This window comes from Bacillus sp. MUM 13, assembly GCF_001866725.1.
Classification (GTDB): Bacteria; Bacillota; Bacilli; order Bacillales; family DSM-1321; genus Peribacillus.
Genome location: NZ_MLYQ01000044.1, coordinates 1 through 15,420, shown reverse-complemented (window position 1 = coordinate 15,420; position 15,420 = coordinate 1). Strand labels below are relative to the sequence as shown.

General features: G+C 42.8%; 14 protein-coding genes. 2 read left to right on the top strand and 12 right to left on the bottom strand.

Translation table 11 applies throughout. The features are described 5' to 3' along the window. Positions 1-41: 41 nt before the first annotated feature. On the bottom strand, positions 42-980 hold the full coding sequence (locus tag BIV59_RS13050) for a DHH family phosphoesterase (protein WP_071351939.1): 939 nt from the start codon (positions 978-980) through the stop codon (positions 42-44). Positions 981-1,219: 239 nt separating this feature from the next. Between BIV59_RS13050 and BIV59_RS13045 the strand changes: the two genes are divergently transcribed. Then, the gene (locus tag BIV59_RS13045; RefSeq protein ID WP_071351938.1) at positions 1,220-1,525 is read left to right on the top strand and encodes a YtpI family protein; all 306 of its coding nucleotides are present in this window, start codon (positions 1,220-1,222) and stop codon (positions 1,523-1,525) included. A gap of 45 nt (positions 1,526-1,570) precedes the next feature. On the opposite strand, the gene BIV59_RS13040 is transcribed toward BIV59_RS13045, so the two are convergent. The 3 genes from BIV59_RS13040 to BIV59_RS13025 all read right to left on the bottom strand — a co-directional run bounded on the left by BIV59_RS13040 (position 1,571) and on the right by BIV59_RS13025 (position 4,060). Then, a complete protein-coding gene (locus BIV59_RS13040; protein WP_071351937.1) occupies positions 1,571-2,890 on the bottom strand; it encodes a CBS domain-containing protein in 1,320 nt (439 codons plus the stop codon). Positions 2,891-2,958: 68 nt separating this feature from the next. After that, positions 2,959-3,195, bottom strand: coding sequence for a hypothetical protein (locus tag BIV59_RS13035; RefSeq protein ID WP_071351936.1), 237 nt, complete (start codon positions 3,193-3,195; stop codon positions 2,959-2,961). Positions 3,196-3,376: 181 nt separating this feature from the next. Next, entirely contained in the window at positions 3,377-4,060 is a 684-nt protein-coding gene (locus BIV59_RS13025) for a metal-dependent hydrolase (protein ID WP_071351934.1), read from the bottom strand. A gap of 165 nt (positions 4,061-4,225) precedes the next feature. Between BIV59_RS13025 and BIV59_RS13020 the strand changes: the two genes are divergently transcribed. Continuing rightward, a complete protein-coding gene (locus BIV59_RS13020) occupies positions 4,226-5,323 on the top strand; it encodes a M24 family metallopeptidase (protein ID WP_071351933.1) in 1,098 nt (365 codons plus the stop codon). Between the two features lie 81 nt (positions 5,324-5,404). Here the strand turns inward: BIV59_RS13020 and BIV59_RS13015 are convergent, their stop codons facing one another. The 8 genes from BIV59_RS13015 to tpx form a co-directional block, all read right to left on the bottom strand. Next, on the bottom strand, positions 5,405-6,982 hold the full coding sequence (locus tag BIV59_RS13015) for an ATP-binding protein (protein WP_071351932.1): 1,578 nt from the start codon (positions 6,980-6,982) through the stop codon (positions 5,405-5,407). 191 nt (positions 6,983-7,173) lie between these two features. Beyond that, on the bottom strand, positions 7,174-8,571 hold the full coding sequence (gene argH, locus BIV59_RS13010; protein WP_071351931.1) for an argininosuccinate lyase: 1,398 nt from the start codon (positions 8,569-8,571) through the stop codon (positions 7,174-7,176). Then, the gene (locus BIV59_RS13005) at positions 8,568-9,773 is read right to left on the bottom strand and encodes an argininosuccinate synthase (RefSeq protein ID WP_071351930.1); all 1,206 of its coding nucleotides are present in this window, start codon (positions 9,771-9,773) and stop codon (positions 8,568-8,570) included. Before BIV59_RS13005 ends, argH begins: the two co-directional genes overlap by 4 nt. A gap of 353 nt (positions 9,774-10,126) precedes the next feature. Next, positions 10,127-10,639, bottom strand: coding sequence for a MogA/MoaB family molybdenum cofactor biosynthesis protein (locus BIV59_RS12995; RefSeq protein ID WP_071351928.1), 513 nt, complete (start codon positions 10,637-10,639; stop codon positions 10,127-10,129). Continuing rightward, entirely contained in the window at positions 10,640-11,476 is an 837-nt protein-coding gene (locus BIV59_RS12990; RefSeq protein WP_071351927.1) for an EcsC family protein, read from the bottom strand. A 119-nt stretch (positions 11,477-11,595) separates the two neighbouring features. Further along, complete coding sequence (locus tag BIV59_RS12985) at positions 11,596-12,786, bottom strand: acetate kinase (protein WP_071351926.1); 1,191 nt, start codon at positions 12,784-12,786, stop codon at positions 11,596-11,598. Positions 12,787-13,086: 300 nt separating this feature from the next. Further along, positions 13,087-14,073: a class I SAM-dependent methyltransferase gene (locus BIV59_RS12980; protein WP_071351925.1), complete on the bottom strand. Its 987-nt coding sequence runs from the start codon at positions 14,071-14,073 to the stop codon at positions 13,087-13,089. A gap of 533 nt (positions 14,074-14,606) precedes the next feature. Further along, positions 14,607-15,107, bottom strand: a complete 501-nt coding sequence (tpx, locus tag BIV59_RS12975; RefSeq protein WP_071351924.1) for a thiol peroxidase — start codon at positions 15,105-15,107, stop codon at positions 14,607-14,609. Positions 15,108-15,420: the final 313 nt, after the last annotated feature.

The window sequence follows — 15,420 nt, the reverse complement described above, 5'->3', positions numbered from 1 at the left end:
TGGCTCCCATCACCGGGGGCCAACGCTTTTTTATGGAAATTTCAGCCCTGAAGGCTTGCAAGCTCCATATCCTTTAAAACTTCTTCTGCCTCTTCCCAGGAATAAATGGACGCTCCTGCCGCAAGGGGATGTCCCCCGCCTCTGTATTTTTTGGCTATGGTATTGATGACTGGCCCTTTAGAGCGCAGGCGGACACGGATCTCTTTTTCCTCTTCGATAAAGAAAACCCATGTTTTGACTCCTTTTACCGCACCAAGCGAGCTGACAAGCAAGGATGCCTCTGAAGGAACAACATTGAATTGATCCATAATCTCTTTAGTAATCACCATTTTGCCTGTACCATTTTTAAGGATTTCAAAATTCTGCAGCACATACCCATTCAGGCGAACAATATTTTCACTGACATCATACATTTCATTAAACAATTGAGGACGCGAAAACTGATAATGAATCAATTCGCCTGCGTATGTAAAGGTTTTTTCCGTTGTGCTTGGATACAAAAATCTTCCGGTGTCACCGACAATTCCCGCAAAAAGCAGGCGTGCAGCCGAATCGTTGAGCTTCAGGCCCTGATCTCTGCCAGACAAATAGAATTCATAGATCATTTCACTGGCCGAGCTTGCAGTTGTATCGACCCATACCAGGTCCCCGTAAGGATCTTCATTTGGATGATGATCGATTTTTATTATTTTATCTCCTAGCGTGCATCGTTTGTCACAAATCCGGTCAAAGTTGGCTGTATCGCAAATGATAACAAGCGCATCCTTATAGACTTCATCAGGGATATCATCCAGCCTCATCAAATAATTCAGTGATTCTTCTTCTTTTCCAGCAGTATAAATATTCTTCTCAGGAAATGAAGCCTTAAGAATCTCGGCAAGCCCCCCCTGTGAACCATATGCATCAGGATCCGGCCGGACATGGCGGTGAAGAATGATGGTTTGATAGCGTTTTATTTCACTCAGTATTTTTTCCTTCATTTCAATTCCCCTTTCAAATGTTCTTCATGATAATCAGGCATGGCAGCCATCTTTTGCTGAGGCGGTATGTCTTACAGTCTATTTAAGCAAAAAAAGGATATCATGAAAAGAATGATTGTCATTTATTCCTCATCGGCTATCAGTGAAGCCTTCGATTTCTGAGTTTTCACTTTATTGTAGCTTTCCTTATTGTTAGCCGTTACAATGGAAACGTATAATATGGTTTGGGGGATTTAAATATGCCGATTCTCATAGTTTCTATAGTCATTTCACTTACTTTCTATTTCTTTTACAAATTTAAATCCGCGAGGACCAGGAAGCCCATGGAGAAAAAATGGATTTCCGGAAAATCTTCTATTGCCCTTGGATTATTTGTTGCCCTTTTCGGAGTGTATCTGTTTGTCGTCTATCAGGCACCCCTTGCTTATTTCATAGCCGCAATCTTTGTAATCATTGGCGGAATCAGCATATGGGGCGGATATAAAATGTACGCCTTTTATCTGCCGCATGCAATTAGAGAAGCCGAAAGCTCCCAAAAAGCCTAGAAGAAAAGGATGGCCGCAGGGTTTTCCCTTTGACCATCCTTTCTGCTATGTTCGATCAAGCAGCTGGCAGGTAAGCATCGCTTTCCCCACTAGCCTTCCTTCGTTAAACACTTCTACGTCCACCTTGCCGAATTTCCGCCCCACTTCAAGAACCCTTGGATGAATGTCAAGCATACTTTCAATCTGGACTGGCTTAATAAAGTAAATCGTCATATTTTCTACAACAAGGTCGCCCCGCTTATAGCCCCGGAGGACACGATTCGCTGATTCTGTCACAAGGGTGGTAAACACCCCGTTTGATATCGTCCCCAGATAATTTGTCATCTGCGGCGTAACTTCGCAGCGATATGACTCGTCTCCTTTTGCCCTGCTGCCTGCCATAATCAGCTGGCTTGTTATTGTATCATCGATCGTTTCTCCAGCCTGGGGCTGCCTCTGGCTCATCTGCAGGGCTTTCAGTACATCCTGCCTGCTGATAATTCCCTGAAGGAGATGGCTGTCATTCACAACCGGCAGCAATTCAATGCCTTCCCAGACCATCATGTGCGCAGATGATGCCACGCTTGTTTTCGGCCCTACTGTCATCGGGCTTTTTGTCATGACCCGGTCCATTTGAAGATGTGTATCCTGGCCAAGCACATCCTTTGAAGTCACCATTCCCTGCACTTTCATAGAATCATCCACAACAGGAAAACGGCTGTGTGTCGTGCTTTTATTCAAATTCAGCCATGTATTGATCGTATCGTTTGTCTTTAAAAACACCGTTTCAGAAATAGGCGTAAGGATATCCTCGACCAGCAGGATTTCCTTTTTGATCAGCTGATCATATATGGCGCGATTGATCATTGTTGCTACTGTAAAGGTATCATAGCTGCTTGATATGACTGGCATCTCAAGCTCGTCCGCAAGCTTTTTTACACTTTCATCTGTATCAAAGCCGCCTGTAATCAGAACAGCTGCCCCTGCTTTTAGGGCATGTTCATGTGCCTGTGTGCGATTTCCGACAATAAGGAGGTTCCCCGCATCTGTATATCTCATCATGGCCTCGAGCTTCATGGCGCCAATGACAAATTTATTAAGCGTTTTATGGAGGCCAGCCCTTCCGCCCAATACTTGTCCATCCACAATGTTGACAACCTCGGCAAAGGTGAGCTTTTCAATATTTTCTTTCTTTTTCCGTTCGATCCGAATGGTCCCGACCCGTTCGATAGAACTTACATATCCCTGGTTTTCCGCTTCTTTAATTGCTCTGTAAGCCGTCCCTTCACTTACGCTCAGCGCTTTAGCAATCTGGCGGACTGATATTTTTTCGCCGACAGGGAGCCCGTCGATATGTTTCAAAATTTGTTCATGCTTTGTGGCCAAGCTTTTCACCCTTTTTTAGTAATCCTTTTACTATATTATAAAGTGAAATAACTGCCTATACAACGGACCTACTGATAATAATGGACTCTTTTCTTTCCTGGCCGCTTTTCCTTGCTTATCCGTTTTCGTTTTTTAGGTGTATAGAGCATGCCTGTAAGATTCCCTGCAGCCGCACAAAAGGCAAAAACCAGCCATGTTCCTGCAAATGCACTTTGTGCCCCGCCCTGTTCAAACGAGAGCCTTGGTGCAGCATAATATAAGAGAACCCCGCATAGCAGCAGGCATAGCAATAACCGCTGTTTCATCCTTCATCCCCCTCTTGTTTAAAAATGCTCCCTGCTATTCTATGCGGCTCTACCCTAAAAAAGACACCATCTGAAACGTGATGGAGATATAGAGTTCTATATAAAGGCATGGACTTGCAGCGCTCCTTCTCCCGGAAAACTAAATAAACCAGGCCCTGTTTCAGGGCCTGGCACTTCATTTTTATAAGTCGATGCTTTCTCCAGGCTCAAGCACCTTGGCGATGCCCGGCTTAAGCATGTCAGCATATTTATGCGGATCCTGCTTAATTGGAGGAAACGTATTGTAATGCATCGGGACAACCTGTTTTGCCTGCAGGAACTCTGCTGCTGCAGCTGCATCTTCAGGACCCATGGTGTAATTGTCCCCGATCGGCAGGAATGCAAGATCGATTGGGTGCCGCTCTCCAATCAGTTTCATATCAGAGTATAAAGCGGTGTCACCGGCATGATAAACCGTTTTTCCTTCAGCGGTGAACAATACTCCCGCCGGCATTCCCAGATAAATGATTTGCTGATCCTCGGTCATCAATCCGGTGCCATGGAAAGCAGGGGTCAATTTAACCTTGCCGAAATCAAATTGATAAGCGCCGCCGATGCTCATGCCATGAGTTTTTTCAACTCCCTGCCATCCGATATACGCCGCAAGTTCCGCGACAGCGATGACCAGTGAGTTATTTTTTTTGGCCAATTCAACCGTATCCCCAATATGATCTCCATGTCCATGGGTTAAAATAATAACATCGGGTTTGACGTCTTCGAGTTTCAGGTCAGTCAACTCATTGCCCGTGATAAATGGATCAAATAAAATGGTTTTGCCGTTTGTTTCAATTTGGACAATAGAGTGTCCATGAAATGATACCTTCATTGTTAAAATCCTCCCTTTCATGAGTTAAAATAGTCTATAGTAATCATTAAACAAGTTTTTCGGCAACTATTCAAACAGTAGGCTTCAACATTTTAGATATCTGACAGTTTACAATCATTTTTCTTATTGGTATGGTCAATGTAAAAGAATTACGGAGGTATAAACATGAATAATAGAATTAGTGAAATTCAAAACTGGCTTCACAGCACAGAAACCGATGCAGCATTTATTACCTCACCTGAAAATGTTTTTTACTGCAGCGGATTTTTAAGCGATCCCCATGAAAGATTGCTGGCACTTGCCGTTTTCCCTAATGCAGAACCTTTCCTGGTTTGCCCGAAGATGGAAGTTGAAGAAGCAAAAAAAGCTGGATGGCAGGGTGAAATTATCGGCTATACAGATATTGAAGATCCATGGGATGAAATTCAGCGTTCACTGAAACGCCGCTCTGTTACCGTTAAAAGGGCAGCAATCGAAAAAGAGCATATGAATGTGGAACGCTATGAAAAAATACAAAACGTTTTTTCTGCCCCTGAACTCGTATCGGCTGAGGAAAAGCTTCGCCATCTGCGCATGGTCAAAACAGCTGACGAATTGGATATAATAAGAGAAGCATGCAGGTTAGCTGATTTGGCTGTGGAAACAGGCGTAAATGAAATCAGCGAAGGAAAAACAGAAATGGAAATCCTTGCTGCGATTGAATATGAGCTGAAAAAATCCGGCATCAACAAAATGTCCTTCTCAACGCTTGTACTGACCGGTGCAAATGCAGCAGCACCGCACGGAACACCAGGATCAAATAAGATCAAGCGGGGAGATCTCGTCTTATTTGATTTAGGTGTGGTTTATAAAGGATATTGTTCTGATATCACAAGAACGGTTGCTTATGGAGATATCAGCGACAAGCAGAGAGATATTTACGAAACGGTCCTGAAGGCACAGGAAGCAGCAGTTGCAGCAAGCAAACCAGGTGTATCCTGCTCTGAAATTGACCTTACAGCAAGAAATATCATAAGCGAAAGCGGGTATGGAGAATATTTTCCTCACCGGCTTGGACACGGTCTCGGCATCAGTGTCCATGAATACCCTTCGCTGACTGAAACGAATCCGCTCATTCTTCAGCCTGGCATGGTTTATACCATTGAACCCGGAATTTACGTGCCAAATGTAGCAGGCGTAAGGATTGAGGATGATGTTCTTGTAACAGAGAATGGCTATGAACTTCTTACAAGATATCCTAAAGCACTGCAGGTCATTAAATAAATCGTACAATAAAAAGGTACATTCCAGCAGCTGGATGTACCTTTTTCACATACTTTTATAAAATGTACCTTACTCAAGCTGTTACTGCTGTCCATTCATGTTTGATAAATCTGATTCTCCTCTTGGCATTTCAAGCTTTTTGCGGGGATGGCCCGGAAACGAGATTTTAAATGCAGTGCCTTTATTTAATTCACTGTGAACCGATATCATTCCTTTATGATTCTGAATGATTTTATAGCTCACCATTAGGCCAAGGCCGTTTCCTCCCGTTTTAGTCGTAAAAAACGGTTCACCAAGCTTTTTCACCTCTTGTTCACTGATTCCAACACCATGATCTTTAATGATAATATGCTTTTCAAATTCATTTTCCGTAATGGATATTCTCACTTTTCCTCCGCCGGGCATAGATTCTATCGCATTCTTAATGATATTTAAAAATACCTGCTTCAGCTGGTTCTTCTCACCTGATATCATCATGTCATGTTCAGGGAAATCATGGCACAGAACAACATTTTTAAGATGGGCCTCTGCCTGGAGAAATTTGATGACACTTCTCAGAATTTCTGTGACATTGCACTCCTGAAAATATATTGTGTGAGGCTTGGCAAACACCATAAATTCGCTGACAATAAAATTGATCCGGTCAATTTCATCCAGTATGGTATCTTCAAATACACGGTCTTTGGCAGATTCAGTAAGCAGCTGGACAAACCCCTTTATAGTAGTAAGGGGGTTGCGGATTTCATGTGCAATTCCTGCCGCCAATTCTCCGACCATCGATAACTTTTCTGTTTTCCGAAGTGTTTCTTCGGTTTTCTTTTTCTCGGTAATATCGTATTGAAGGGATATATGCTGATAGGTTTCTCCATTATGGTCCACAAAGGGAACAATCGTAGTATCAAGCCAATAAGTAGTCCCATCCTTGGCTTTATTCAGGATTTCACCCTTCCAGACCTCCCCGCGCTGAATGGTATCCCATATTTCCGTAAAAAAACCGCTCGGATGAAATTGGGAGTTCAGCAAATAGTGGTTTTGGCCGATCAGTTCTTCCTTTGTATAACCTGAGGCCTCGCAAAATCTGTCATTGACATAAGTTATCAGGTCATTCCGGTCCGTTATGGCAAATATAGTGGCCTCATTCAAGGCATTTTTAAGATCCTCCAGCTCTCTGAGCGTTATTTTTAAATCTTTATTCGATTCATCAAGGGCAAACCTTGTGGAAGAAAGATTCTCATTATAATGATTTATAATGGTATTCGAAATCAGTTCACATATGGGGTCGATGATTTTAATAATCTTAAATAATGTATGAATGGAAATGTTGCCTTGATTCAATTCACCTTCAAGGAAATCCATAATGGCAGATCGGGACAGATGGACAATACTAATTGATTGGTCAAGCGATGCCATCGACCGGACAGATCTCTGGCCAAGTAAATTAGCGCAAGTCACCAGATTATTCTTGCCTGCTTCATCTCTTGTGCATAGATAGCTGCCAAGAAGGCTGAATAAATTGGTCCGCAGGTTATATTGATAATCAGATTTGCTGTAATAAAGGCTATAAGCATTTTCGCCCTTAGGCATATTAAGTGTTTTGGCGGCCAGGACATTGCTTTCCTCTTGAATCTTCCTGCCAAGATACTCTATTTGATTGCACACATTAATCCCTCGCCTTGTCAAAACTTCTTTCCTAAGGTCCTTCCTATATCGCTATTCCAGAACCCAGGATGCTTGTATCATGTTAAGTTTGACAAATACAGCAAAAATCCTTCTTTTTTCCTAAATTGAAATATATATATCCTGATTTTTGTAGCGCAAGCAATAAAAATGCTGCCAAAAAAAAAACCCAATCAAAGCTGATTGGGCCCGCTGAAATCATGCACAAGTTTTTTTCCTTTTTCAATAGCCAGCTTGACCTGTTCAAATCCTGTTCCGCCTGCGCTGTTTCGCCGTTTCACTGCTGCGTATGGATTTAAAACATCGTAGATATCCTGTTCAAAAAGGGCAGAAGCTTCTTTGTACTGCACAAGAGGCAAATCGGCAAGGAAGCAGCCTTTTGATACACAGCAAAGCACAAGCTTGCCTACAATTTCATGGGCTTCCCTGAATGGAAGTCCTTTTGAAGCAAGATAGTCTGCAAGCTCTGTTGCATTTGAAAAATCTCGCTTTACTTCTTTTTCCATCGTTTCGCTGTTAACCTTCATTGAAGATATCATGCCTTCAAAAATCCGCAAAGAACCCGTAACCGTTTTAACAGTATCAAAAATGCCCTCCTTGTCTTCTTGCATATCTTTGTTATAAGCAAGAGGAAGGCCTTTTAATACAGTGAGAAGACCCATCAGATTCCCGTATACACGTCCGGTCTTTCCCCGGATAAGTTCGGCCATATCAGGGTTTTTCTTTTGCGGCATAATGCTGCTGCCTGTTGAAAAAGCATCGTCCAGTTCAATGAACTGAAATTCCTGGCTGGACCATAGTATGATTTCTTCACTGAATCTTGATAAATGCATCATCAGTGTTGAGCTGCCGCTTAAAATCTCCAGTACAAAGTCCCTGTCACTGACAGCATCGAGACTATTTTCGTAAATACGTTCAAATCCCAGAAGCCCCGCACTATATTCCCTGTCAATTGGAAAGGTGGTGCCTGCAAGTGCCCCTGCTCCAAGCGGTGACGTATTGATGCGCCTCATGCTTTCAGAAAATCTTTCCTTATCACGCTCCAGCATCCAAAAATAGGCCATTAAATGATGGGCGAAGGAAATAGGCTGGGCGCGCTGCAGGTGAGTATATCCAGGAATCAGTGTTTCCACATGCTGTTCGGCTTGATTGATAATCGCCTTTTGAAGCAGATTAATTAAATGAAGTATTTCAGCTGTCTGCTTTCTTAAATATAAATGCAAATCAGTCGCTACCTGGTCGTTCCGGCTTCTTGCTGTATGAAGCTTGCCTCCCGCAGGGCCGATTTCTTTAATGAGCATGCTTTCCAGGTTAAGATGGATATCCTCCATTTCGACCTTGTAGGAAAGCTGCCCATTTTCCGCCTTGCTTTTTAAAGTCTTCAGGCCAGAAATAATTTCATCTGCCTCATTTTCTGATAAAATGGCGCATTTTTTCAGCATAGTGACATGTGCCAGGCTGCCCTCAATATCTTCGAGAACGAGCTCTTGGTCAAAGGAGATGGAAGCCCCGAATTCATCTACCCATTCCTCTGCTGACTTGGTAAATCTTCCTCCCCAAAGCTTGTTCACACTGTCACCTTCTTGTTATTCACCATGCTGTTCACCTTCGTCGGAAGTCCCCATAATGAAGTGAAACCGACAGCTGCTTCGTGGTCAAAAGCATCATCTGATGTATATGTGGCAAGCTTTTCATTATACAGGGAGTTATCCGATTTCCTGCCTTCTGCAATGGCATGGCCCTTAAACAGCTTCATGCGGACTGTGCCTGTCACAGTTTCCTGGGTTTGCGCAAGAAAAGCACTGAGTGCATTTTGAAGCGGAGAAAACCATAGTCCTTCATAAATCAGCTCTGTTAATTTCTTTTCAATCACTGGCTTAAAATGTGCTACTTCCTTCACAAGCGTCAAATCTTCCAGTTCCTTGTGTGCTGTCATTAGGGTCATAGCGCCCGGGCATTCATAAATCTCACGGGATTTTATTCCTATTAATCTATTTTCCACATGGTCGATCCTTCCGATTCCATGCTTGCCGGCAACCTCGTTCAACTCTAAAATCAGTTCATCAATTTTATATTCTTTATTATTCAAGGTAACAGGAACGCCCTTTACAAATCCTATTTCAATGATATCCGGTACACTTGGTGCGTCTTCAAGACTCGAAGTCAGATCATAAGCTTCTTCAGGAGGAGCTGCCCAAGGATCTTCCAGTACACCGCACTCACAGCTTCTTCCCCATAAATTCTGATCAATAGAATAGGGGCTTCCAAGGTTAATAGGAATAGGAATTTCATTCTCCTGAGCGTACTTAATTTCTTCTTCTCTTGACCATTTCCATTCGCGTACTGGCGCTATCACCTGCAGATCGGGATTCAGAGCAGCAATGGATACCTCAAAACGCACCTGGTCATTCCCTTTTCCTGTACAGCCATGTGCTACTGCTTGAGCATTTTCCATTTCCGCCACTTCCACAAGCTTCTTTGCAATCAGCGGTCTTGATAAAGCCGAGACCAAAGGATATTTGCCTTCATATAACGTGTGAGCCTGAAGAGCTGCAAGTGCATATTCCTTGGCAAACTCCTCTTTAGCATCAATCACATACGATTTTACAGCACCAACTGCCAGTGCTTTTTCTTTTATAAAGTTCAGATCCTTGCCTTCCCCTACATCAAGGCAGCAGGCAATCACATCATATCCTTTTTCCTGAAGCCACTTTATTGCTACAGAGGTGTCTAATCCTCCGGAATATGCAAGAACTGCTTTTTGATTCCCCATGTTAAATCCGCCCTCTCATTTGAATAAAAATTCAAGTTGTTTTATTTTTATTCATTTTATGTATAGTACTTTATCAGCTTTATTATGAGAATGCAAGATTTTTTTTCATGTATTTAAAGGATGGCCAGATTGTTTCGCTAAATTTAACAAAGAGAATAAAAAATTCAGTTTCTGCATATAAAGGACAATTGACGGTATAATTATAGAATTGGGAAACAGGAACCCCGATAAGCATATGGCATCCCATTTGATTGTTCCCGCAGCCTTCGTGCAGGAACAAAATCATCTCAAATATTTCTGCACAAAAAAAGGAGACAGTTCCCAAGAACCTCTCCTTTTGCTCACTAATTCATCTATAAGTCTTTATTAATTTCCTTCACAACATGTCCTAATTCAGGAAGGATAAGCTTCTTCATTGCCAGGCTTACTGCACCGCTTGATCCTGGAACAGAAAATATCGCTTTATCTTTTGCAACGGCTGATATGGCTCTCGAGAGAATAGCGGCAGGGCCAATGTCCTCCTGATAGCTGAGCATCCGGAAAAGCTCACCAAACCCAGGTATTTCTTTATCCATAATTTCCTGAACGGTTTCAATGGTAACATCCCGTTTCGCGATCCCGGTTCCGCCGTTTGTCAGGATGACATCTGTACCCGGATCATCGCATCCTTTTAAAATGGACGCTCTGATTTCTTCCTGCACATCCTTTACAATTTCATAACCTGAAATGGTATGTCCATCTGCTGCCAGCAAATCCATCATCAGCTTTCCGCTTTTATCGGTGGTTTCATCTCTTGTATCACTGACTGTTATCACCCTGCAGCGGACAGTTTTCCTGCCAGCCTGTTTATGTTCTGTGAGACCCATCTACTCCACTCTCTTTCTCTGGAGATAGCGGTATTGATAATATTTTTGGGCAAATTCGCTTACTCTTCTTGTAAGCTGATAATTCGAGCCTGCTCCAATGGACATTGAAATCAGAGGAATGCCCTGAAACAGCTTTTTGCGGAACAAAGTGATCGCCGCTCCTTTTAGCAGCTGATTCAGCGGCAGCTTCATCCATGCAGGATCGGTTAAATCTTCACTGCCCTGATAAAAATACTCTCCATCTTCTTCAGGCGTTTCCTGCAAAAGCTCAGCCCATGCAGCACCCTGAAGCCGCTTCGGCAAAGTTCCGATACGGAATACCTTCAATGCGGTCATCATTTCAAACGGTGTATTCACTTCATATCCATATGTCATCGCTATCAGCTGCACAATGCGCAAATTAATGGCAAGCATGGCAGGAAAATCTCCGCCAAGCATCAAAATGCCCCCGGAACCGCTTGCTCCTCCTTGTGCAAAGGAAAACAGCCTGTATTTGGCTATCTGCTGATCAGCTATGTAATTCAGCTGGTCAATCGTCAGTTTCTGCAAATCAGGGATGGATGATATGTCCTCGCTGAACACACGGGCTGACCCTAAAATCCTGTCCCTTGCATCCATTTGAATCTGCGAGCTCTGAATCATGGCATGCAGATGAAACAGCCATGTATCAAGCTTTGCAAAAAATTGAGTCTGCTTATCCTGGGGCAAAAGTGAAAATCCCTGTTCCACCCATTTATCATATAAAGACGAAAAATCAGTAGATTCATATAAATTCAGTTTCTCTTCCCATTCGCTGATTTCATTCCATATCTCAATTTCACGATTCGTTAATGGCATAAATTAGCCTCCCGTACAGACAAGTGTTTTACATATATGTGTAGTATAACATAAGCTGATATCAACCTTAAAAAAACAAACCAGGAATTGTGGCGCTCAATTAAAAGAATCCGAGTATTTTACAATCCCGTCAGTCTTACTGTGTCCCTTGCAATCATGACTTCTTCATCCGTAGGGATGACCATCACCTTCACAGGGGAATGCGGGTAATTGACAAACGTCTCTTTTCCGCGTGTCCTGTTCAAGGAAGGATCCCAGTATACACCCATAAATTCAAGTCCTTTCAATACCCTTGCCCTGATGGTTTCACTGTTTTCGCCAATTCCTGCCGTAAAAATGATGGCATCCACTCCGCTCATTCTCGCAGCATATGACCCCAGATATTTATGAATGCGGCTTGCAAAAACCTCAAGTGCTAACTCGGCACGCTCATTTCCCTTATCCGCTTCTAATTCAATATCCCTCAAATCACTTGAAAACCCTGAGACAGCAAGCATGCCGCTTTTCTTATTCAAAACTTCCAAAACTTCATCTGCTGTTTTTCCTGTCTTTTCCATGATATATGGAATAAGTGCCGGATCAATATTGCCTGAGCGTGTTCCCATGGTGACACCCGCCAGAGGAGTGAACCCCATCGACGTATCAATAGATTTCCCTCCCTCGATGGCTGCAATGCTTGCCCCGTTTCCCAGATGGCAGGAAATCAGGCGCAGCTGCTCAAGCGGCCTCCCCAGCATAGCTGATGCACGTTCAGAAACGTATTTATGGGAGGTTCCATGAAAACCGTATTTCCTGATGCCATAGTCTTTGTAATATTCATATGGCAAGCTATATAAAAATGAATTTTCCGGCATAGTCTGATGAAAGGCTGTATCAAAAACCGCTACAGCAGGAACATCAGGCAAAACCCGCTTGAATGCTTTGATTCCGGTTAGGTTTGCCGGATTATGAAGCGGCGCCAAATCGGATAACTCTTCTATCTGGAAGATAACCTTATCTGTAATGATGGCGGAATCTGTGAATATTTCTCCTCCGTGCACCACCCTGTGGCCAATTCCATCTATTTCGTCATAGGATTTTATGATGTTGTGTTTTATCAGTTTTTCAAGGAGGATAGCCACGGCTGTTTCATGGTTTGGAATTTCCATGGTTTCCGTCAATTTTTCGCCTTGTGCCGTTATCGTGAAGATCGGCTCCTTCAATCCAATTCTCTCTACAATTCCCTTAGTAATTACACCTTCAGAGGGCATATCAAACAACTGAAATTTCAAAGAGGAACTGCCTGCATTTATTGCAATGATTTTAGACATGATTCCCGCTCCTTTTCTTTATCCATGTACACAATAACTCTATGAATACCTTTACAAAAATGGCTTCTTTTGTTTCATTTAAACATTGAATAGACTGCCTTTCAATTTAAAACGCATTTTGGCTGCGCTTACATCCAGAAGTAAATCAATTCAGAATTTTTCTTGCGCTGCAGCTATTAATTTCTGTTTCAATCCGTTTTATTCTGCTTTACCCTTCTATATCCTGCTTGATGCAACTGTCCAGACATGCAGACAGACAAAAAAGCTGATGCCTTTTTTAAGCATCAGCTTTCTTGTCTGTTATTTTTCTTCCTTGAACCATTCATTCATTTTATTCATCATCGCTTGGGTTGCTTCCATATCAGAAAGCTTTGGAAGCTGCACAAGCATGGTATTTTTCGGAGCCTTGATTCCTTCTTTTTTCTTTTGGAGAATAAGGATGCTTTTTGCTGCTGCCTCGTTTTTGAACATGGATAATGGAAGCTGTACAAGGCCCTGGATATATGTGTGCTCTTTTAGGTACTGGTTAAGCCTCGGTGCCTCGTCTGAAAGAAACAGGTTGTTTGGAACAATATAAAATAAATATCCCCCGTCCTTAACATGGTTGACTCCTTTTTCTATAAACAAGTGATGCGCGTAGGAATGCCCAGTTTCCCTGGCAAGCTCATATTCTGCTGCACGGACATCATTCGGATAATATCCCACAGGCAGATCGCTCACTACAGCATCAGCTGGATCAATGAATAACGGTTCAAGACTGTCCTGGTTGAATAATTCAACTGGGTGCTCCTGCAAATTTGCCCCGCAGTATGCAAGTCTGATAAGTGTTTCATCCACATCTGATCCAAAAGAGGATATTTCATGCTGCGATAGCTGGTTTAAAATCGTAAAGAGAAGATTCCCTGTGCCTGCAGCAGGATCCAGAAGTGTAAACTGCTTGCTGTTATTCATAAATTTGCCTATAAGATAGCTTACAAACATTCCAACAGCATCTGGAGTCATCTGGTGGTTGGGCTGGACGTTTTCTTTCATGCCCTTCAATATAGCCAGCTGAAAGGCTTTCCTGATTTCTTCTTTTCCGTATTTATCCAAGGAGAACTCTGCATATTGTTTGTTCAGCCTTTTCTCTGATATCTCGCTGATATCATCCTGCAGAACCTTTCCCTGAAACAGATTTTCTCCAGTTTCACCTAATGCATCAAGGTATGTACAGGAAAGCTCTTCTTGTAAAATTTTAGCTGTTTCATCAAGCTGATGGAACAGTTCTTCTATTGGCGTGAAGTTCAACGTTCATTCCTCCTGTTAATGTTTATCATTTCCTTTTTATATGGCAGGGCATAGCCCGATTCTAAAGGCTTCTTTTGTAAAATTTGCTGCTAAGGGGTGATTTCCTCCTGGATGCCCGCTTTTCGTGTGGCGGCGGTGAGCCTCACAAGCAATGCTTGCGTGCTCTCACCTTCCCGCTAATCTAAGCAGGAGTCTCAGTCAACCCGGTTAACAACGGGATTGCTTCACAGAACATATTAAAAAACAGCAATAAAGAGCCATTTTAAAAGCTGAAACGGTTTATCCAAACGATTATTATAACACGCCTATGCTGACATTGGCGCTTAATAAGCCTGCAGGGTTTAAGAATAAGCAAAACAAAAGCGCAAGCGCCATGTACAGCCCCAGGAAAAAATCATAAGAAGGCGTTTCTTGCCTTCAGGATTTCAGGGGCCAGGCTGCTTGCGCTAAGACGCGAATAAGGAAATGCCAACAAGCAAACTGGCAGTCATCCGCAGAACGCTTTGTAATGGAAACGGCTGAAAGGCAATCTTTTACTTAGCTGCTTTTGCAGCTGCGACGGCACTTTCATAGTCAGGGTGATTTGTGCCTTCGCTGACATACTCCGCATAAGTAACTGTATCATTGCTGTCTACAACAAATACGGCACGAGCCAATAAACGAAACTCTTTCATGACTACGCCATATGCTTCACCGAACGATAAATCGCGGTGGTCGGATAAAACCTGTACATTTTCAAGGCCGCTTGCAGCACACCAGCGTTTTTGGGCAAAAGGAAGATCGACGCTGATAGTTAACACATTAACCCCATCCACTTTAGAGGCTTCTTCATTAAAACGCCTTGTTTGTGCATCGCACACACCTGTATCAACAGAAGGCACTACACTGATAATCCGTACTGAACCTTTTGAATCGCTTAGCTTCACTTCTGATAAATCATTGGCAAGAACCGTAAAATCAGGTGCTTTGTCACCAGCTTTCACTTCATTGCCGATAAGTGTGACCGGGTTATTTATAAACGTAACAGATGCCATTTCAGAAATCCTCCCTTTACTTGCTTAATATGTATTCTTATACTTCATGATAGGATGTCCAGTGAATTTTTGCAATCATTTGGATCAGCTGATTTTTCCCGCCTTAAATTTTTAAACAGGAAAAAGGCAGAAATAGCTTCGGCACATTCTTGCTGAAGATTTCTTGCCCTGATGCACATGCAAAATCCGCTGTTTTATTAAGGCTGTTTTCGTAAACTTTGCTATTATGGAACAAGGGGTTGATCTCCGCTTCAGATATTCGCTTTCTGCGGGGCAGGAGGTGAGTCTCCTCGGCTGCGCTTGCGGGGTCTCA